This is a genomic window from Saprospiraceae bacterium (assembly GCA_026129545.1).
GTDB lineage: Bacteria > Bacteroidota > Bacteroidia > Chitinophagales > Saprospiraceae > M3007.
In genome coordinates this window covers 1,652,943-1,672,780 of the sequence record JAHCHX010000001.1, presented here as the reverse complement: position 1 = coordinate 1,672,780, position 19,838 = coordinate 1,652,943, and the positions used below count along the sequence as shown (strand labels likewise).

General features: G+C 52.2%; 15 protein-coding genes and 5 pseudogenes. 12 read left to right on the top strand and 8 right to left on the bottom strand.

Annotated elements, in window-relative coordinates:
• Positions 1-3: 3 nt before the first annotated feature.
• From KIS77_06340 to KIS77_06320, 5 genes are all read right to left on the bottom strand, one after another.
• Complete coding sequence (locus tag KIS77_06340) at positions 4-2,277, bottom strand: polysaccharide biosynthesis tyrosine autokinase (GenBank protein ID MCW5921937.1); 2,274 nt, start codon at positions 2,275-2,277, stop codon at positions 4-6.
• Positions 2,278-2,368: 91 nt separating this feature from the next.
• Complete coding sequence (locus KIS77_06335; protein MCW5921936.1) at positions 2,369-3,166, bottom strand: polysaccharide biosynthesis/export family protein; 798 nt, start codon at positions 3,164-3,166, stop codon at positions 2,369-2,371.
• Positions 3,167-3,315: 149 nt separating this feature from the next.
• Entirely contained in the window at positions 3,316-4,104 is a 789-nt protein-coding gene (locus KIS77_06330; GenBank protein ID MCW5921935.1) for a hypothetical protein, read from the bottom strand.
• 119 nt (positions 4,105-4,223) lie between these two features.
• Complete coding sequence (locus KIS77_06325) at positions 4,224-5,210, bottom strand: Gfo/Idh/MocA family oxidoreductase (protein ID MCW5921934.1); 987 nt, start codon at positions 5,208-5,210, stop codon at positions 4,224-4,226.
• Between the two features lie 199 nt (positions 5,211-5,409).
• A complete protein-coding gene (locus tag KIS77_06320) occupies positions 5,410-5,967 on the bottom strand; it encodes a UpxY family transcription antiterminator (GenBank protein ID MCW5921933.1) in 558 nt (185 codons plus the stop codon).
• 438 nt (positions 5,968-6,405) lie between these two features.
• Here KIS77_06320 and KIS77_06315 point away from each other — a divergent pair, with 438 nt between their 5' ends.
• The 7 genes from KIS77_06315 to KIS77_06285 all read left to right on the top strand — a co-directional run bounded on the left by KIS77_06315 (position 6,406) and on the right by KIS77_06285 (position 13,020).
• Positions 6,406-7,176: a CBM9 family sugar-binding protein gene (locus tag KIS77_06315; GenBank protein MCW5921932.1), complete on the top strand. Its 771-nt coding sequence runs from the start codon at positions 6,406-6,408 to the stop codon at positions 7,174-7,176.
• Position 7,177: 1 nt separating this feature from the next.
• On the top strand, positions 7,178-7,516 hold the full coding sequence (locus KIS77_06310; GenBank protein ID MCW5921931.1) for an MmcQ/YjbR family DNA-binding protein: 339 nt from the start codon (positions 7,178-7,180) through the stop codon (positions 7,514-7,516).
• A 128-nt stretch (positions 7,517-7,644) separates the two neighbouring features.
• The gene (gnd, locus tag KIS77_06305; GenBank protein MCW5921930.1) at positions 7,645-8,544 is read left to right on the top strand and encodes a decarboxylating 6-phosphogluconate dehydrogenase; all 900 of its coding nucleotides are present in this window, start codon (positions 7,645-7,647) and stop codon (positions 8,542-8,544) included.
• Between the two features lie 67 nt (positions 8,545-8,611).
• Complete coding sequence (locus KIS77_06300) at positions 8,612-10,009, top strand: gluconokinase (protein ID MCW5921929.1); 1,398 nt, start codon at positions 8,612-8,614, stop codon at positions 10,007-10,009.
• A gap of 51 nt (positions 10,010-10,060) precedes the next feature.
• The gene (locus KIS77_06295) at positions 10,061-10,942 is read left to right on the top strand and encodes a bifunctional 5,10-methylene-tetrahydrofolate dehydrogenase/5,10-methylene-tetrahydrofolate cyclohydrolase (protein ID MCW5921928.1); all 882 of its coding nucleotides are present in this window, start codon (positions 10,061-10,063) and stop codon (positions 10,940-10,942) included.
• A gap of 342 nt (positions 10,943-11,284) precedes the next feature.
• Entirely contained in the window at positions 11,285-11,710 is a 426-nt protein-coding gene (locus KIS77_06290) for an SUF system NifU family Fe-S cluster assembly protein (GenBank protein ID MCW5921927.1), read from the top strand.
• Positions 11,711-11,790: 80 nt separating this feature from the next.
• Complete coding sequence (locus KIS77_06285) at positions 11,791-13,020, top strand: SufS family cysteine desulfurase (protein MCW5921926.1); 1,230 nt, start codon at positions 11,791-11,793, stop codon at positions 13,018-13,020.
• 7 nt (positions 13,021-13,027) lie between these two features.
• Here KIS77_06285 and KIS77_06280 read toward each other — a convergent pair whose 3' ends face one another.
• The 3 genes from KIS77_06280 to KIS77_06270 form a co-directional block, all read right to left on the bottom strand.
• Positions 13,028-14,350 carry a gluconate:H+ symporter gene (locus tag KIS77_06280; GenBank protein ID MCW5921925.1) on the bottom strand — a complete coding sequence of 441 codons (1,323 nt, stop codon included), beginning with the start codon at positions 14,348-14,350 and terminating at the stop codon, positions 13,028-13,030.
• Between the two features lie 221 nt (positions 14,351-14,571).
• Positions 14,572-15,630: a class I fructose-bisphosphate aldolase gene (locus KIS77_06275; protein MCW5921924.1), complete on the bottom strand. Its 1,059-nt coding sequence runs from the start codon at positions 15,628-15,630 to the stop codon at positions 14,572-14,574.
• A 45-nt stretch (positions 15,631-15,675) separates the two neighbouring features.
• Positions 15,676-16,260, bottom strand: a complete 585-nt coding sequence (locus KIS77_06270; GenBank protein ID MCW5921923.1) for a hypothetical protein — start codon at positions 16,258-16,260, stop codon at positions 15,676-15,678.
• Between the two features lie 341 nt (positions 16,261-16,601).
• Between KIS77_06270 and KIS77_06265 the strand changes: the two are divergent.
• The 5 pseudogenes from KIS77_06265 to KIS77_06245 all read left to right on the top strand — a co-directional run bounded on the left by KIS77_06265 (position 16,602) and on the right by KIS77_06245 (position 19,670).
• Positions 16,602-17,795: pseudogene (locus KIS77_06265) on the top strand (hypothetical protein).
• 99 nt (positions 17,796-17,894) lie between these two features.
• Positions 17,895-18,254: pseudogene (locus tag KIS77_06260) on the top strand (PKD domain-containing protein).
• A 240-nt stretch (positions 18,255-18,494) separates the two neighbouring features.
• Positions 18,495-18,725 (top strand): annotated as a pseudogene (locus tag KIS77_06255) (PKD domain-containing protein).
• A gap of 177 nt (positions 18,726-18,902) precedes the next feature.
• Positions 18,903-19,193: pseudogene (locus KIS77_06250) on the top strand (PKD domain-containing protein).
• Positions 19,194-19,379: 186 nt separating this feature from the next.
• Positions 19,380-19,670 (top strand): annotated as a pseudogene (locus KIS77_06245) (PKD domain-containing protein).
• Positions 19,671-19,838: the final 168 nt, after the last annotated feature.

Below are 19,838 nucleotides of genomic sequence, written 5' to 3'. Positions count from 1 at the left end.
TGCTCAATCTTCTTTCCCGTAATAAGAGGTATAGTACCCTCCGTAAGTGTCCTTGTTGAGGTTTACCGCATTGAGTACCATGAAGGGCATGGGCAACTTGTCTTTTTCCACAAGGTCGCGGACGTATCGGAGCTGTGCTTTGGGCGTGTAACCCGAACGCAGCACATACATGGTGGCATCGGCGACATCCTTGATTTGCACCGCATCGGCCACGACCACTACTGGCGGGGTGTCGAGTATGATGAAATCGTACCGTTGGCGCAAGATGTTGATGAGTTCGCGCAGTCGCTCGGATAGCAGCAGCTCGCTTGGGTTTGGTGGTTTGATGCCACAGCGAATCACGTCGTAGTTGTGGTGCAGCCCGGTGTTTTCGATGATGTCATCCACTTTGAGGGAGGGGTCAATGAGGTAGTTGACCACGCCTTCTTCGGAGGTTTCCAAGTCGTCGAATTGCTGGCTGGGCTTGCGTAGGTCAAGTTCGAGTAGAATTACTTTTTTGCCAGCCAATGCTTGTGTCACGCCGAAATTGAGCGCGACAAATGATTTGCCTTCTCCGGGTATGCTGGAGGTGACAATCATGGTCTGGATTTTTTTGCCCGGCGCGATGAAGGCGAGGTTGGCACGCAACGCGCGGAACATCTCTGCGGCGGCGCTAGTGCTGTTTTCTTTGACCACCACGCGCGATTTTCTCCGGCTCAATGCCAGCACGCCAGCCATGGGGGCCGATACGGCGCGTTGCACGTCGTCTTCTGTCATTACCTTGTTGTTGAGGCTGTGGATGGCGAAGACGATGCCCGTCGGGATGGCCAGGCCCAAGAAGAGCGCGATGAGGTAAATCTGTGCTTTTTTAGGGCTGATGGGGTCGAACGCTTTGGCTGGCTCGATGACGCGGCCTGTGGCGGTGGTGACGGCCAGCGAGATGGCTGATTGCTCGCGTTTTTCCAAAAGGTAGAGGTAGAGGTTTTCCTTGAGCGTTTTGTTGCGCTCCAAGTCCACCAACACGCGCTCGCGGCGGGGGAGGCTCAACATTCGATTTTGCACGTTGGAGCTCAACTGCTCTTTGGCGTTTCGGTTCAGTTGGATGTCGGCCTTGATGCCGCGTATGTTCTCGATGATGGTTTGGCGGAGGTTGCGTATTTGCTTTTCCACCAAAATCAAGTCCGGGTGAGAAGGGCCGAGATTGGTCTTCATCCTGTCGCGGTCGGACAGCAGGGTGTTGAATTGAGCGAGTTGGTTGGTCAGCGTCAGGTTGTTGATGCTGATGTTGGTCGGGACAAACTCGAAGTTCTCTTTGTTAGCCGTAAGGAAATCCTGAATGGAGTTCAGGATTTGCAATTGCACGTCGGTCGCGGCGATTTCTCTGTTGTGGTTGGCCATTTCACTGAGCAAAAGGCTGCCTTCCGCGCTGATTTCGTAGATGCTGTTGCTTCGCTTGTAGCTTTCCACGTTGCTTTCCGCCGCGGAGAGCTCTTGGGCAATCAAGTTGATGCGTTCGTTGAGGAGGTTGAGGCTGTTTTCAAAAACTTTGTTTTTCTCGTCAATGGATTGCTGGTTGTATAGTTTGATGAGTTCGGTCAGCGTGGCTTCCGCGCGAGAGGCGACGTGGTCCTTGAGCGTGAGGCGCAATATACTTGCCTCTTCGCCAACTGCCTTCACATCCAGCCCTTCAATCAGTTCCAATGCCTTGATGGCCGGGGTCAGCACCCTGATGCCGATTGGCCCGTCCGATTCTTTTGAGCGATTGAAGGCCAGTGTTAGTTTGCCTTCTGGCATCCGCAGTTCTTTGCCAAACTCTCCTTGATACTCGGCTTTTTTCAGTTTTAAAAGATAACCGCCATTGCCGACAAAATGCACGTCGCCTTCCACGGTGGCGTTGTCGTAAGCGGGTTTCCAGTCCACCACTTTCACGGGGCTGTCCTTGCTGATGTCGCGGCGCTTCATCCACTCGATGCTGTAGTACTCGTATTGGGTCTCCAGATTGCGCACCACGTTTTCCATCAAGGGGGTGGATTTGAGGATGTGTACCTCGTTTTCCAAGCCTTTTTTCTTGATGTCTTTGATGCCCAGCCCGTCAAGGACTGCTTGTTCCACCACTGCCCCTGATTTTTCCTCGTCTTTGATGAGCAACATGGCGGTTGCCTCGTATTTGGGGTGGGTTTTGCGGAGGTAGAGGACCGAAAGCCCCACGCAGAGCGGGAGGATGAGGAGGTAGAGCCACCAGTATTTTATTGCTTTGCGGAGCAATTGGCCGTAATCAATTTTATCTTCTTTATTCACGATTGAAGTGCTTTTTTGATGGTTTTCGACTTGCTTGTCAGGTCGAACCGACGCGCATTGTCATCGAAAACTCGTTTTTGAAAATGGCTTTTTATCTAGTAATCGCAATGCCCAGCACGAAGGTCACCAATGAGACTATTGGGAACATGGCGTTGGCGTATCTCGACCAAAAGTCGCCTTGTGTGGCGAACTCTTTGGCTTTCAGCGGCTCCACATACACCACGTCGTTGGGGCGGAGATAAAAATAGGGAGAGTTGAAAAGGGATGTGTCCTGCGTGTTGATGCGTCCGAATTCGCGCACTTGATTGCGTTCGCGGATGACGAGGACGTTGTTGCGGCGAGCGTAAGGGGTGAAGTCGCCCGCCATACCGACGGCTTCGAGAATGTTGAGGTGTTCGTTGGGTATGGTGTAGGTGTTGGGTCGGGTGAATTCGCCAATCATCGTGACGCGGAAATTCTGAAAGCGTATTTGCACGGTAGCGTCGGCGAAAAACGAAACCAAGTCGCTCTGGATTTCTTGCCGCAGCTGGAAAACCGTCTTGCCAGTAGCTTTTATCTTGCCCAGATAAGGCATATAGATATAGCCACCCTCGTCCACTCGATAGCCTTCCAAAACACCCAGCGCGGTTTCGCCAGAGCCTGCAAAGGATTGAATCTGTTGAGATTGAAAAGCCCTAATCGCTTCTTCGGATTTGCTGGTGACGTGGATGTTCAGGATGTCGTCCGTTTGGATTTTAAGGGCTGGGAATGTGTCGATGGCGCTCAGCTGTGCTTGGATGTCTTGCAACATGAGCATTTCGCGGTGTTTGACGCTGCCACAGCTGCTCATCAGGGCAATAAAAGCGACGACCAAGGCCGCCGCGAGTGGGGTAGGTGTATGATTCGTCATTGTAACTATTGGGAAAATGTTTTGTGAACTATTTAGGACACCAAAGGCTGGAAAACAGCGGATTAAATTCAACGATTTTTGCATTAACAAAACCGTGCCAAGTGTGCGAAGGGCATTTGGGGACGTTGAGGCGATGAACGGGGTTGCACTTACGCCAATTGCAAGAATTGTTCGTTCCGAAATTTTTGGGAAAATCCCGCCTTGCTCAGATGCTTCAAATGGGCTACGGTGTGAATGTCGGTGCCGATGAATTCGTACCAACCATTGTCGAGGATTTTGCGCGCTCGTTTGGCCATTTCCTTGCCTTCCAAGCCAGAGACGGCCATCGCGTTGCCTTGGAAAAGAAGCCCGGTCTCCTTCAATCCTTCCATGGTGTTCCAGTTGTTGCAATAATAGGCGTAGCGTTCTGGGTGGGCAAGAATAGGGACGTAGCCTTTTTTCTGGATGTTGGACAGTATTTTTTGCAATGCCGGAAGTATTTGCACTTGTTGGGTGTTGAGTTCCACCAGCAGATATTTTCCATGCACCGTGAGCAAATCGCCGCTTTCCAGATGAGCATCGAAGCCAGCGTCGAGCATATATTCTGCGCCCAGCGCCAATTCCACCTCTATACCTGCTTTGTGCACCGTTTTTTTGAAGTGCTCGAAGACGCGCCGAAGGTTTCGAGGCTCGTTTGGAAAGGTTTCCTTGATGTGTGGTGTGGCGACAAGCTTCCGATAGCCCAGCTCGACCAACCCTCTTACCATGGCCAATCCTTCTTTTTCGGTTTGAGCGCCGTCGTCAACACCGGGAAGCCAGTGGGCATGGATGTCCACCGAAAGGTGTGTTCCTATTTTCGTCTGTCCTCCAAAATAAGGCGAGAACAGGTTCTTGAGAAATTGAGCGGGCCCGGTCGGCATAGCCGGAGGTGTTTGATGTGCGTAAATCGAGTTTTTCATAGTGGGATGTGGGATATACGATTGTTTTTTTGTGATGGATTGAAGGATTATGAAAGAAGGGCTTCGAGCCGCGCAATATATGGAGAAAATGTGGCTCGAAGCCCAACATTGATGAAGATTTATTGGAACTCAATCATTTCCTCCCTTTCGAAAGGGTGCGGCGACAGGGGCAAAGATACCAAGCGGTGGCTGTTGTCGGCAAATCCTTTCGGCTTCGCGTTACGAATGTCGTAGGTGATGCGCACCGCCTCTTCTGCGTCGTCGAGACCGAAGCCTTCTCCTTGTAAGACGGCCTCGTAACTTTTCGTGTGCAAATCACGGAAGCCATCGCTGAACTCGATTTCTTCCCCGTCCACCAGAAAAGAGCGGAAGGTGCGTCCGCCACTCACGCGCACGTCGGTGGGGATGGTGTCGTAATTGATGCTGAGGAACCAGCGCACCCGTGCCCGGTCAAATTCAAGGTAGCCCGCTGCTCTATCGTGTGTGTGCAGATGTACCTCGTTTTCTTTCACGTTGCCAAAAATCCAAGTCAGCGCATCGAAAAAATGGATGCCGATGTTGGTGGCGATGCCTCCTGATTTTTCGGTTTGGCTTTTCCAACTGGTGTAGTACCAGTTGCCACGAGAGGTGATGTAAGTCACCTCCACGTCGAACACTTTGTCGGGAGGGGCCGCTTCCACCCTGCGCTTCAGGTCGAGCATGTGCGGGTGTAGCCGCAGTTGGAGGATAGTGTACACGGATTTGCCAAAATACTCTTCTTCTGCGCGCAGCGCATCCAAGTTCCATGGGTTGAGCACGAGTGGTTTTTCGCAAATCACGTCGGCACCGATGCGCAAGCCGAATCGAATGTGCGCGTCGTGCAGGTAGTTGGGCGAGCAAATAGAGACATAGTCAATATCCATATCTTCTCGCTTCAGCTTGCTCACGAAGCGGTCGAAACGTTCAAATTCCGTGAAGAAGTAGGCCTCCGGGAAATAACTGTCAATGACGCCCACATTGTCGTGTTTGTCCAAAGCAGCCACGAGGGTGTTTCCCGTTTCTTTGATGGCCAACATGTGCCGCGGGGCGATGTAGCCAGCGGCTCCGAGAAGGGTGAAGTTTTTCATTCGCGTATTAAAGTTGTGGAAAGATGACATGGTCGGAGTTACTCATTATCAGGAAAATATGGCTTCGCCGACGATAAGTCGCAAAGGACTTAATCTGGCTTGGCATTGCAAAAATTTTTTTTTGCCTTTTCGTCATTGTTAACTTCGGCGGTTGTGTATTATATCGGTTTTTAAGGGAAAAGCACATTTATGAAGAGGCTCAATTGGGTAGGGCTGGGTTGCAGAGGGGCCTAAGCATGGTGGGGTCAATGTGGATGCGCAGGGAGCAGCCAATGGCCTGCAGCTCCACCACAAAGTTTTTCTTTCGCTCTTTTTCCAACAAAATGCCTCTGACACCAGCCAAATTTCCTGCCACTATTTCTACTTCTTCGCCTACAAGCATGGATGGGGCCGTCGCTTCCACGCTGATGCCATCGGCAGCGATGCGTTGGAGCAGTTGTATCTCTCGCTCGGGAATGGCTATCAGATTTTGGGAGAATTTGACGAACTGGAGCACATCGGTGGTGTCCAAAACGGGGACGTAGTTTTGCCGAGTAATTCTCGTGAACACATAACAACTAATGAGTGGCAACTCTACCGTTTTCACCTTTCGCTCGTAGCGTCGAGTCAGTCGCTGTGTGGGGAGGTAGGCGTGAATTCCTTTTTCTTGAAGGCGTTTCTGCACCAGTTTTTCCCGCTTGTATTTGGTGTAAACCGCAAACCAGCGAGGCTCTGATTCGTCGAGGTGATTTTCATATTGCTTTAGTCCGTCGTACATCGAAGTTTAGTTTTTGAAATTGCAAAAACCGTGATTAGGATTAGCCTGCGCACATCAACTGAACGGTCGCAGGCGTACCGTTCCTTATCAACAATTTATTCGCTCAAGGGAAAAGGATTATTGAGGGGAAACAGCCCGATTTTTAGCAGCTGTTTGGTAGAGGAAGACGAGGCAAATGTTATGCAAATTACGCGCTTCCCAAGTAGAGGTCAAAGACATGGCTGATAAATTCTTCATTAAAAGATTTTAGCGCCAATCTTGGTGTTTGCCTTGTCAATTTGCCCGAAAATCGTGCCAAGAGTTTTGCTCTTTCGAGAAACAAACACGGCTTTTCGGCGCATTTTTAGATGCGGAGTTATTTAAATTCGCAGCTCCTGATTTTGCCGAATTTTATTTCAAATTTTCAAAAAACAGGCACCTTTGTCCAAAAAAAATTATATGGAACGCAACACACTTATCGGCCTTTCCATCGCGCTGGCAGCGGTGCTTTTTGTGCTTTTTCAACAGTCACCCGGGAGGAAGGCCTCCGAAGCGGATGAACTCGCATCGAGACAGCGTTTTGAGGCAAACTACGGCACACCCACCATTGATGGAACAAGCGACGACCTTGCTTGGCAAAACGCGGTGTGGCTTCCGCTCGACCAAGTTTGGCTGGGCGACCCGCCTCCCACCGCAGCGGATTTTTCCGGGCGCTACAAGATTCTTTGGGACGAGAATAATTTGTATGTGTTGGCCGAAATCACGGATGACACCTTGCTCGATATTCATGCCGATGGGCTGTATCACTACTGGGACGATGACTGCCTCGAAATTTTTGTGGATGAGGATGCTTCGGGGGGCGACCACCAATATAACCACAACGCCTTTGCCTACCATATCGCGCTCGACGGCAGGGTGGTGGATATCGCTTCGGACAAAAAACCTCGCTACTATGACGACCACTGCACCATGCGGCGTGTCACCAACGGCAACGTGACCACATGGGAGGTGGCTATCAAAATCTTCGACGGAAACCGATATGTGGAGGGGGGCGACAATATCCCTCGCATGCTCAAAGCGGGCAAAAAGCTGGGGTTCGCATTGGCGTATTGCGACAACGACTACTCGCCCGAACGAGAACATTTTATCGGCTCGGTGCGCGTGGAAGGCGAAGACAAAAACAGAGGCTGGATTGATGCTGGCATTTTTGGTCTGCTCGAACTGAAATGATATGGATATCGAAATGCTTCGCACCCTTTGTCTTTCTCTTCCCGGTGCCACGGAGGACATCAAATGGGAGAACGACCTTTGTTTTTGCGTGGGCGGAAAAATGTTTTGTGCCACAGGGCTGGAGCCTGACAGTCCCATATCATTCAAAGTGCCTGACGATTCGTTTGATGAGGTTTCCACCCGCCCCGGCTTCAAACCCGCCCCGTATTTAGCGAGCGCCAAATGGGTGTCGGTGGCTGAATATGGCTTGCTGAACAAGGAGGAATGGGCGTTTTTTGTGCGTCGGTCTTACGAATTGGTCAAAGCCAAACTGCCCAAAAAAATCCGCGACCACCTTTGACTCACCACTAAAAGTGCTTCTTGCACATTGACCTGCAACAAGTAAAACCTCGTTGACGATTATCACAGCATCTCCCAAAACCTCGCAATTCCCACATTATCACGTTCTCAAATTCCCACATTTCACTCATGCACATTGGCTTAATCGGTCTCGGCAAAATGGGTTACAATCTTGCCCTCAATTTGCGCGAGCATGGTCATCAAGTCGTCGCGCACGACCATTCCGCAGCGTTGACTGCAAAAATTTCGACTGAAAAAGACATCTTCGCCGCCAACTCCCTCGCGGAGTTATGCGGTCAGCTCTCCCCTCGGCGTGTCATCTGGCTAATGGTGCCGGCTGGCAATGTAGTGGACGAAGTGATTGAAAACTTGCTCCCTCATCTGGTGGCGGGCGATATCCTGATTGATGGTGGCAACTCCAACTTCAACGATTCGATTCGACGCTACCACTTTCTGAAAAAAATGAGTGTCGAATTCCTCGACTGCGGCACCTCTGGCGGCACTTCGGGCGCCTTGCATGGGGCGTGCACGATGATTGGTGGCGAGCGAGCGGTGTATGATTTGTGTCGTCCTATTTTCGATGATATTTCCTTGCCTGGAGGCTCTCTCTACATTGGTGGGCCGGGGGCTGGCCATTTTACCAAAATGGTGCACAACGGCATAGAATACGGCATGATGCAAGCCATTGCCGAGGGCTTCGAGGTGTTGGAAAAATCGAGTTATGACATTGATTTTCAGCAAGTCGCCACGCTTTGGAATCATGGCTCGGTGGTTCGCTCATGGCTCATGGAACTCACCGCCAATGCCTTCTCCAAAGACCCCCATCTGGATGCTATTCGCGGCGTGATGCACTCATCAGGCGAGGGCAAATGGACCCTTGAGACCGCGCTTGACCTCGGCGTGCCGACCCCTGTTATCGCACTTTCGTTGCTGATGCGCTATCGCTCCCAACAGGAAGACACTTTTGCTGGCAAGGTGGTGGCCGCATTGCGCAATGAATTCGGCGGCCACGCGGTGGAAAAAAAATAGACTTGCGTGTTATTCAGGCGATAGCTTCAAATTATTGCCTGAACAAGAGCTCCCCTGTCCGTACCTTATGCTCATCAGTATAGACATTGGCACCACGAATGTGAAAGCCGTCGCATGGAACGACGAGGGCCATGTCGTTACGACCGCAGAAAGAGCCAACACCACACTGACCCCCGAATATGGATGGAGCGAACAAGAGCCTGACAGAGTTTTCCGACATACGCAAGAGGTGTTGGAGGCCGTGGCTCCCAAGAAGAATAAAATCCGAGCAGTCGTATTCTCTGCGGCCATGCATGGGCTGGTCGCGCTCGACAAGGCGGGGCGGCCCCTGACGAATTTTCTTCTTTGGTCGGATTTGCGTGCAGACTCCATTGCCAAACAGCTCCGGCAGGATGGCCAAGGCATGGAAATCTATCGTCGCACAGGTGTGCCCATCCACGCCATGTCGCCATTGTGCAAGTTGATTTGGCTAAGAAAAAACCAGCCAGCGGTGTTTCAAAATGCGCGCAAGTTTCTGGGTATCAAGGAGTTTTTGTGGCACAGGCTAACTGGCAGGTACGAGTCCGACCTTTCTTTGGCCTCCGCGACGGGTTTGTTGAATATCTGGACGAACAATTGGGACGAAGACGCTTTGAGGCTCGCGGGCATCTCCGCCGAGCAACTGCCCCAATTGGTCTCGCCTTCCACCACTTTCCCTGCCACGGATATGCTCCCTATGCTCATTATTGGCGCCAGCGACGGTGCCTTGGCCAACATCGGCTCCGGCGCGACGGCTCCCGGTCAAGTCGCCGTCACCATCGGCACCAGCGCCGCCATTCGGATGGTTGCAAATGAGCCATTGTTGGACGAAAAGATGCGCACATTTTGTTATCGTCTGGATGAGGGGCGCTGTATCGTAGGGGGCGCGAGCAACAACGGAACCAATGCCTTGGAGTGGCTGCGCCGGCACATCATGCAGTCCGAACTTGATGCCGATGCGTTTGCCAATCAGGCGCTGAGCATCCAGCCCGGTTCGGACGGACTGCTTTTTTTGCCCTATCTGCATGGCGAACGCGCACCCCTCTACGATGCCGCGGCACTCGGCAGCTTTCAGGGACTGAGTGCGCGACACACACATAATAATATGGTGCGTGCGGTCATGGAGGGCGTTTTGTTCAATCTGAAAATTATCGCCGAGCCGTTGGAAGCGCGACAACCGACGCTGACGCTTCATGCAGGCGGTGGCTTCTCCAAGAATCAAGCATGGGTACAAATGCTGGCCGATATTTTCCAAAAACCCGTCTGGGTGAACGATGAAGGGGCAGACGCATCGGCATCGGGAGCCATGCAGTTGGCTCGCGCGGTGTTGGGCATGGAGCAATCGCCCGCACAAAAGGGGGAGGGGATGATAGTGCCGAACCTTGACCATAAGGCTCTTTACGAACACTCATTGAGAAAATTCAGTGGCCTCCTTCGCGGCTACTAAAACTGACTGCCTTCCGGCGCTGGGCATTACCTTTGCCCAAAATATTCACACATGCAACTACTTGACGGAAAACTCCTTTCTGAAAATATCAAAGCCGAACTTGCCGCTGAAGCCGAGGCATTGCGTGGCAGGGGCGGCAAAACACCACACCTCGCCGCCGTTTTGGTGGGCGAAAATCCCGCGAGCCAAGTTTATGTAAGTTCCAAAATCAAATCATGCGAGCAGGTGGGCTTCAAGAGCAGCCTGATTCAGCGCCCTGCCGACACATCGGAGCAAGAATTGCTGGATGTCGTTCGACAACTCAATGAGGACCCCGACGTGGATGGGTTCATTGTGCAGTTGCCGTTGCCAAGCCATATCAACGAGGAAAAAATCACGCTTGCCATTGACCATCGAAAAGACGTGGATGGCTTTCACCCCATCAACTTTGGGCGCATGGCGCAAGGGATGCCAGCATTTCTGCCAGCCACTCCCTTTGGCATTGTGGAAATGTTGCGCCGATACAACATCGAAACGGCCGGCAAGCATTGCGTCGTGGTAGGGCGGAGCAACATCGTGGGCACACCTATAAGCATATTGCTTTCGAGAAAAGGTTATCCCGGCGATTGCACAGTGACACTGACGCACTCGCGCACCCAAAACTTGCCCGCAGAAGTGCGACGCGCAGACATTGTGGTGGCCGCCATCGGCATTCCACAATTTATTAAAGGCGATTGGGTAAAAGAAGGCGCGGTCGTGATTGATGTGGGCATCAACCGCTTCCCAGACGCGACCAAAAAATCAGGCTATCGGTTGGTAGGCGATGTTGATTTTGAGGCAGTCGCCCCCAAATGCAGCCACATCACCCCTGTGCCCGGCGGCGTGGGGCTGATGACCGTGACGGCGCTCCTGATGAATACCCTGAAAGCTTGCAAAAAGGAAATTTATCCGTAATGTTGACACCTTGCACAATTGCCGACTGACAGATTTTATTGGAAATGTTTTTTGGCAGTGGCATTCAAACCACAAAACCAATCTTGTAAATCATGTTAATACTAGACTTGTTGCGGTGGATGCCTTTGGCGAAGAGAAAGCCCTTTTTCCGACTGGCTTCGTTAAATTTTTCGCCGAATATGCCCGATTTCGACTGCAAAATTTGCCTTGCCAGTCGAAAAAATGACAATCCCCTTTACTCAAAGCCCTCCACCGCAACAAGTCTACTGCCAAAAAAGAAATTCGTCAGTTGGCAACAGGCGATGTTGGGCGAATAGGATTTAAAAAAAACAAACACCCACCATGGAAGACAACCTGTCGCTGCTCTATCAAGATGTAATACTTGAACATAACCGAGCGCCTTTGTTCTACGAAAAGCGCCCCGACGCGCAATGCGTGATAGAAGCGTACAATCCTCTTTGCGGCGACAAGTTCAAGTTGTATCTGGATATTGATGGCGAAAACATTGCCGCCGCCACGTTTCATGGCTATGGATGTGCGGTCTCAAAAGCCTCAACGTCGGTGTTGATGCGAAACATCCAAGGCCAGGCCTTGAAACAATTGCCGAGCCTGATGGACGGTTTTTTGAAAATGGTCGAAAATGGCACGGAAGCCCAGCTTTCCGACCCTGAAATGGCGACTTTTTTGATGGCACATCAATTCCCAAGCAGGAAGAAATGTGCCGTCCTGTCGTGGCAAGCTTTGAAAGACTGGATGACCGATAGGTAGGACGCAGACAAGGTGTCACAATCCTCCAAAAACACACTTCCCGCCACCATATTTTCAGTATGCTCCAACATCGGTCTCCCATGCACACGGCCTCCCTGCGACACGATTTTCCCTTATTCCGACATCGTCCCGAACTGGCCTACCTCGACAATGCCTCCACGACCCAAAAGCCAACCGCTGTCGTGGAAGCCGAGCGATTTTTTTATGAGCATCTCAACGCCAACGTGCATCGCGGTGCTTATGGGCTTGCGGAGAAGGCAACTGCTGCTTGCGAGGCCGTTCGGGAAAAAACACGCGCTTTCCTGAATGCGCCAAGCGCCCGCCAAATCATTTTCACAAGCGGCACCACGGCAAGCATCAACCTTGTGGCACAAAGTTTTGCAGCCGAGCGGGTGAAGGAGGGGGATGCCATTCTGGTCACGGCGATGGAGCACCATGCCAACCTAATTCCTTGGCAACAAGTTTGTTTGAAAAACAAAGCAAGATTGCTCGTCGCACCCATTTCCCATGAGGGGGTTCTGGACATGACGGCCTTTGAAAAGATATTGGAAATCGAATCGGGCAAGGTGAAAGCAGTTGCCATCTCCCACGTTTCCAATGCGTTGGGCACGTTGAACCCAATAGACGATATACTCGCGTTGGCGCGAAAATATAGTGCGGTGGTGCTGGTAGATGCCGCGCAAAGCATAGCGGCACACCCGCTTGATGTGCAGGCACTTGATGCTGACTTCCTTGTTTTTTCGGGACATAAAATGTTTGGGCCAACGGGGACAGGTATTCTCTACGGCAAAGAAAAATGGCTCGACTCCATGTCGCCAACAGTCTTTGGCGGTGGTATGATTCGGGACGTGGCGTTTGAAAAAACCACTTTTGCCTCAACGCCGCAAAAATTCGAGGCAGGCACACCCAACATGGCGGGCATCGTTGGGTTGGGGGCGGCGCTTGATTGGATAGAAAACATCGAGCGGAAAAACATCGAGCGGCACGTTCAAACGCTTTTAGCGTACGCGACGGCTCGACTTCAATCGGTGCCGGGGCTGCGTATCATCGGCCAAGCGCCGAAAAAATCGGGCATCATTTCGTTTTTGCTCGGCGACATTCATCCGCACGATTTGGCTACTTTTCTCGACCAAAGGAGCATCTGCGTTCGCGCAGGCCACCATTGCGCACAGCCGCTCATGGATTTTTTGGAAATACCCGGCACGGTGAGAGCATCTTTTTCGATTTACAATTCAAGGGAGGAAATTGACCATTTGGTGGCGGCGATAGAGGAAGCGCAGGTGTTTTTTGGAAGGCTTGCCATCAAATAACCTCTATTCATGCTGCGCGAAGAAGCGCATCCATTATCAACACACCTGCCAAACCTGCCACAGCCACGATGGTTTCCATCACCGTCCAAGAGCGCAGGGTGTCCTTGATAGAAAGATTGAAATACTCTTTGTACATCCAAAAACCAGAGTCGTTGACATGAGAAAGCACGAGGCTGCCCGCGCCCACCGACAATACCATCAGGTTGGGGTCAACGCCCGATTGCATCACTACTGGCACCATAATGCCGGCCGCTGTCAGTCCTGCCACCGTCGCAGAGCCAACGCAGACTCGTATGACGGCGGCGATTGTCCAGCCCAAAATCAAGGGATTGATGGACAATCCCTGCAACATCGCCCCGATTTCGTTGCTTACGCCGCTATCCACCAGCACTTGTTTCAACGCGCCGGCACCCGCTACCACAAGCAAGATGAGCGACACGTCTTTCACCGCGTCTCCATAAAACTCGGAGATGGTTTTCATGCTTTTCCCATTGGCCAGCCCAAGAGAAAACGTCGCCACCAACAAGGAGACCAACATGACGATGATGGAATCGCCAACAAAGGCGACGATATCGCGGGCAATAAAGTTTAGCGGGAAAAAAAGCGGAATAGCGGTGGTGACGAGCAATAAGATAACGGGCAATAGCGCAGACAAGAAGCTGTTCGCCGCGCCGGGCAGGTGTTCAGCCGGGATGGGTTTTGCCTGAAAAGTTTGCAGTGGCGTGGAGCGAATGTTTTTCAAAGTTTTGGCGAAAACAGGCCCGGCCAGAATGATGGTCGGCACGGCAATGACAATCCCGTAGAGCAGCGTCAGGCCGAGGTTCGCACCAAACTGATTGACCAGAGCGGCGGGAGAGGGGTGTGGTGGCAAAAAGCCATGCGTGACCGACAATGCCGCGAGCATCGGAATGCCGATGTACACGGCGGGCAATCCGGTGCGATAAACGACGGAAAAAAGCAGCGGCACGAGCAGCACGAATCCGACATTGTAAAACAACGGGATGCCGACCACAAAACCAGTCAGCATCATAGCCCACTGGATATTTTTTTGCCCAAAGGTTTTGAGTAGTACATCCGATATTCTTTGTGCCGCGCCACTTTCCGCCACCAATTTCCCCAACATCGCGCCAAGACAAATAATGATAATCAACTCGCCCAGCATATCGCCGATGCCTTTCTTCACCGCGCGGGCCAGTTCAGAGACCGGAATGCCAAGCGTCCAACCTGCCAGAAGCGACACAAGCAAAAATGCAATGAAAGCATTCAGCCTGCCCCAACTAATGAGCAAAATGAGCAGGGCTATGCAGCCGAAAATGATGAGGAGAGTCATGGCGGCGTTTCCAAAATTTCGCCGCAAAGTAGAGAAAAGAACCCAGCCGACACCGCACACGGTGTCGGCTGGGTTCTTTTTACAACAAATGAGCGGCTGTATCACAGGTCGAAATTTCGACAGGAACGACAGATTTACAGTTTTTTCCCGAAAAAGGCAGGGAGCCTTTAAGTCTCGTCAATCCTGTCAGCAACTACCACCTGTGAGACATCTTCGCACAACTAAGCCAACTTGATTGACCTGTCCAAGTAAACATCCTGAATCGCGTTAAGCAGCGCAACGCCTTCTTTCACTGGCTTTTGAAAAGCTTTTCGACCGCTGATAAGGCCCATGCCACCAGCGCGTTTGTTCACGACGGCAGTGATGACGGCCTCCTGCAAATCGCTGGCGCCTTTCGATTCGCCGCCCGAATTGATGAGGCCAACGCGACCCATGTAGCAGTTCGCCACCTGATAGCGCGTCAGGTCAATCGGATGGTCGCTCGTCAGCTCCGAATACACCTTTGGATGTGTTTTGCCGAATTGGAGGGCATTGTAGCCGCCGTTGTTGGTTGGCAGTTTTTGTTTGATGATGTCGGCTTGAATCGTGACGCCGAGATGGTTGGCTTGCCCCGTCAGGTCGGCGGAGGTATGATAGTCGGTACCATCTTTTTTGAAGGCGTTGTTGCGGGTGTAGCACCAAAGAATCGTTGCCATGCCGAGTTCGTGAGCCATTTCAAAAGCCTGACTGACTTCCACGATTTGGCGGCTGCTTTCGGCGGAGCCAAAATAAATAGTAGCGCCCACTGCCACGGCCCCCATGTTCCATGCGTCGCGGATGGTACCAAACATGATTTGGTCGAACTTGTTGGGGTAAGAGAGGAACTCATTGTGGTTGATTTTCACCACAAAAGGGATGTTGTGCGCGTATTTTCGGGCGACAATGCCCAACACGCCATAAGTGCTTGCGACGGCGTTGCAGCCGCCCTCTATGGCGAGTTTCACGATGTTTTCCGGGTCGAAAAAAGCCGGATTCGGTGCAAACGAGGCACCCGCCGAGTGCTCTATGCCTTGGTCAACGGGCAGGATGCTGACATAACCCGTGTTGGCGAGCCGACCCGTGCCGAGAATCTGCCGAATGCTTCGGAGCGTTTGGGCGTTGCGGTTGCTTGGCAGCCATATTTTGTCCACATGGTCGCGCGAGGGTGCGTGAAGGGATTTTTTGTCAATGGTTTTGCATTCGTGTTCGAGGTAGAATTTGGCCTTGTCGCCAAGCAGGTCGAGTATTTTTTGATTTGCCATGAAGAAAAAATTTGGTGGTTGGTTAAGCGCTTTATTGTTGCAAGTCTAAAAGTTCCAAGTGAATCCGAGGCGGTATTCCAACGGGTTTTCATAAGTGTCGAGGTCATTGGCGATGGCAAAGTTGTACATGATGGCGATTTCGGAGCCTGCGCCGCCTCTGCCGCCAGCGAAGTTGTAGCCCGCCCCGATGCGCTGGTTGAAACGGGTGCGTTTGAACTTGCTCGTCGTGTTGCGGTCAACCCCTTGATACCATTCGTTGGTCAGCTCGCCTTGCAGGAAGAAGCCTTGATACACACGGAAGCGGACAAAGCCGCCGATGTCGGTGTTGAAAAGGTTGGTCGCCTTGAAGCCGGGTTGCTTGTAAGAGCCAAAAACAAAGGAAGCTCGTGGGCCAATAGAAAGCGGCTCCACAATTTTGTAGCCCACTTGTGGGGCAAGGCCGAATTGAAACAAGTTGCCGAAGCTGCTGCCGGAGAACCCCAGCAACAACCCGCCGCCATACCACAGCCGCGACTTGAATTCCGAAGAAGAATCACTTTTTTTCTTGCTTTTGCTCTGTGCAAGACCATCTTGGGCAAAGAAGAGGAGACCAACGGCCACTAAGGCCATACAATACTTTTGAAAGCGCATATTGCAGGGTGTTTAACAGTGAGATTGAATTGTTTAGGCGCAGCAAAGGTATAAGTTTGAACAATTTTCACACGATTCGACAAGGATGCACGGGGCACGGTATTTCGTCTGGTTTTTGACTAAACAAGCATTTTTTTATTTTGAGTGAAAATGAAATTTGGGACAAACGCTACTTTCGCCGATGAAAATGAGCGCCCTCTTCACCTCATTCCGAACACCGATTCCCCCTTTCTCACTTCCAATGCTGACATGACTCGACGCAACCCCGCATTCCGCGAGGTCGTTGTTTTCTTTTTGTGCCAACTAATTTTTCAATCACTTAAGTCAAACTAAATCAGACCATGACTCTACGCTTACGTCTGTTTTACCTGTTGTGCGCGTGCTGTTTTTTTGCCGCCCAATTGCAGGCGCAGATTTTCAACGGAGCTCCTAACACTGTGTTTTCCAACGCCTTGAATGAGCGTTTCACCACCGTCGAAGTCTATCAACTTGATTTGATAGCCTTCAACAATTGGGTGAAAAACAACCCGAATGTCAGTCAAAATGAACTGCGCCTTGGCGGCCACCACTGGAAATTTAATTTGTTGCCGAGCGGTATCATCAAACCGGGCCAATACACGCTGCAAGTGCTCACCCCGACGGGCCTGCAAGTGACGAAGCCAACCGAGAACAAGGCATTCAAAGGAATGGAATCCAAGGGCGGCGAAGTTCGCTTCGTGGTGGATGCGGACTATCTGTCGGGCTTCATCACGGAAGGCGACAAAACATGGTACATCGAGCCGTATCGCAACTACGAACCCTCCGCCACTCCGGATATGATTGTGGTGTATGAGAGCGCGTCCGTTAGGCGGGATAACGTTGAGGGTACTTGTATGCTGCTGGAAATGGAAAACAAGATGAAGGAAATGACTCCCGATGATGGACACGACCACGATTCCGCTTCCAAGGTGTTGGCTTGCTATCAAGTGGAAGTCGCTTTGGCAGCCGACAATTCAATGGTCAACAAGTACGGTTCTGTGTCTGGGGTGGAGAATCATGTCACCACTGTTTTGAACAACGTGCAAAACAACTACAATGGCAGCTTCAATCACGACCTTGAACTGGAAATTGTGACGATATTTGTCTCGACGGGAAATGACCCTTGGTCAAACTCAAACAACGCCGGCACTTTGCTGGCAAGTTTTCGGACTTGGGGCCAAGCAGGCAATTTCGGGGTGACGTTTGACGTGGCTACCCTCTGGACGAACCGCGATTTTGATGGCAGCACCATTGGTATTGCCTATTTGAGCGGCGTGTGCAACAGTTTTAAATACAATTGCTGTCAGGACTTTAGTGCCAACCAGCAATTGTTGCGTGTGCTGCAAGCCCATGAATTGGGGCACAATTTCAGCGCCAACCACGACAATTCGGGCTGCCCCAACAACTGGATAATGTGCCCCTCCGTCAACACCTCCAACTCATGGAGCAGTCAATCCATCAACTCCATCAACAACTATATCGGCCCAATTATCAACAACGGGTGTTTGTCGCCCTGCGGCCCGCCGCCACAGCCGTTGGTGGCAGATTTTGATTGGAATCCTAACCCCGGTTGCCAAGGGCAACCCGTTCAATTTACGGACCAATCCTCTGGTAACATCGCAACCCGCGTATGGACTTTTCCCGGCGGCAGCCCACCCTCATCCACGCAGCAAAATCCGGTGGTGACATGGAACAATGGCGGCACCTTCAACGTGACCTTGACGCTCACAGGGATAGGCGGGCCAGTTTCCACCTCAAAACCAGTCACGATATTGGCTAACCCAACCTCCGATTTCAACTTTACGGTGACTGGATTGACGGTCAACTTTACGGCGACCGCCTCCAATGCGCTTACTTATTTCTGGGATTTTGGCGATGGCAACATCAGCAATGAGCAAAACCCCGTGCACACTTATGCGCTAGCAGGTGTTTACACGGTGGTGCTGACCGTGACTAACGAATGCGGTACTGCGACGAGAACCAGAATTGTCAATACTGCACCGACGGCGGATTTCACAGCCAATCCCACAAGTGGTTGTGCCACATTGACGGTGCAGTTCACCAACTTATCTTCCCCCAATGCTTCCTCCTACTCTTGGCTGTTCCCCGGTGGCATACCCTCGTCGTCGAATCAACAAAACCCCGTGGTGCAATATCCCACCTCCGGAAGTTTCAATGTCACGTTGGTAGCCATCAACTCGGTCGGCACCAACACGATGATTAAGAATAATTACATCAACGTGACGGCCATCCCATCCGCCAATTTCACTCAATCAGTCAACGGGCTGACGGTGACATTCACCAACAACTCCAACGGTGCCACTTCCTATATGTGGAGCTTTGGCGATGGCAATACCAGCAACTTGCAAAACCCCGTCCACACCTACGCAATTGGGGGCACTTACAATGTGACATTGACCTCCACAAACGACTGCGGCAGTAACACTATCGTAAAGACAGTAGTTGTCTCTTCCCCGCCTTCGGCCAATTTCAGCGCAAACCCCACCAGTGGTTGTGGGCCATTGGCTGTTCAATTCAGCGACCAGTCCAGCGGCGGCCCCACCTCGTGGAGCTGGCAGTTCCCCGGCGGCACGCCGTCGAGTTCGACGGCACAAAACCCGACGGTGACGTACAACACGCCGGGCACCTACTCCGTGACGCTGACGGTGAGCAACGCCGCAGGCTCCAACACCGCCACGCAAACCAACTACATCACGGTGAACACGGTGCCGACAGCAGGCTTCACAAGCAACACGAACGGCGCGACGGTGACGTTCAACAACACGTCGAACAACGCCACATCCTACCTGTGGAACTTCGGCGACGGCAACACCAGCAACGCCACCAACCCCACGCACACCTACGCCGCCGACGGCACCTACTCGGTGACGCTGACGGCAACCAACGCCTGCGGCACCACGACGGCCACGCAAACGGTGGTCATCGTGACCCCGCCGACGGCGGGCTTCACGGCCTCGCCGACAAGCGGCTGCGCCCCCCTGACCGTTCAGTTCACCAACCAATCGTCGGCCAACGCCACCACCTTCAACTGGCAGTTCCCCGGCGGCACGCCGTCGAGTTCGACGGCACAAAACCCGACGGTGACGTACAACACGCCGGGCGCATACTCCGTGACGCTGACAGTGAGCAACGCCGCAGGCTCCAACACCGCCACGCAAACCAACTATGTCACAGTGGGCGCGTTGCCCACAGCAGGTTTCAATAGCAGCGTTGACAGTTTGACCGCGACGTTCAACAACACGTCGAACAACGCCACGTCCTATCTGTGGAACTTCGGTGACGGTAACACCAGCACTGCCACAAACCCCACGCATACCTACGCGCAAGACGGCACCTACTCGGTGACGCTGACCGCCACAAATGCCTGTGGCACCACGACGTTCACCCAAAATGTTGTCATCATCACTGCACCCAGCGCAGGCTTCACCGCCAACACCACCACAGGCTGCGCAGCCTTGACCGTTCAGTTCCAAAATCTCTCTTCTGCCAACAGCACGTCTTGGGAATGGACATTCCCCGGCGGCACGCCGTCGAGTTCG

Coding starts and splice junctions, on each gene's coding strand:
- KIS77_06275 (MCW5921924.1), bottom strand. CDS start 15,630: ATGGCAAATCAAAAAATACTCGACCTGCTTGGCGACAAGGCCAAATTC.
- KIS77_06300 (MCW5921929.1), top strand. CDS start 8,612: ATGCTCATCAGTATAGACATTGGCACCACGAATGTGAAAGCCGTCGCA.
- KIS77_06310 (MCW5921931.1), top strand. CDS start 7,178: ATGGATATCGAAATGCTTCGCACCCTTTGTCTTTCTCTTCCCGGTGCC.
- KIS77_06280 (MCW5921925.1), bottom strand. CDS start 14,350: ATGACTCTCCTCATCATTTTCGGCTGCATAGCCCTGCTCATTTTGCTC.
- KIS77_06330 (MCW5921935.1), bottom strand. CDS start 4,104: ATGAAAAACTCGATTTACGCACATCAAACACCTCCGGCTATGCCGACC.
- KIS77_06320 (MCW5921933.1), bottom strand. CDS start 5,967: ATGTACGACGGACTAAAGCAATATGAAAATCACCTCGACGAATCAGAG.
- KIS77_06285 (MCW5921926.1), top strand. CDS start 11,791: ATGCACACGGCCTCCCTGCGACACGATTTTCCCTTATTCCGACATCGT.
- KIS77_06325 (MCW5921934.1), bottom strand. CDS start 5,210: ATGAAAAACTTCACCCTTCTCGGAGCCGCTGGCTACATCGCCCCGCGG.
- KIS77_06270 (MCW5921923.1), bottom strand. CDS start 16,260: ATGCGCTTTCAAAAGTATTGTATGGCCTTAGTGGCCGTTGGTCTCCTC.
- gnd (MCW5921930.1), top strand. CDS start 7,645: ATGCACATTGGCTTAATCGGTCTCGGCAAAATGGGTTACAATCTTGCC.
- KIS77_06335 (MCW5921936.1), bottom strand. CDS start 3,166: ATGACGAATCATACACCTACCCCACTCGCGGCGGCCTTGGTCGTCGCT.
- KIS77_06295 (MCW5921928.1), top strand. CDS start 10,061: ATGCAACTACTTGACGGAAAACTCCTTTCTGAAAATATCAAAGCCGAA.
- KIS77_06315 (MCW5921932.1), top strand. CDS start 6,406: ATGGAACGCAACACACTTATCGGCCTTTCCATCGCGCTGGCAGCGGTG.
- KIS77_06290 (MCW5921927.1), top strand. CDS start 11,285: ATGGAAGACAACCTGTCGCTGCTCTATCAAGATGTAATACTTGAACAT.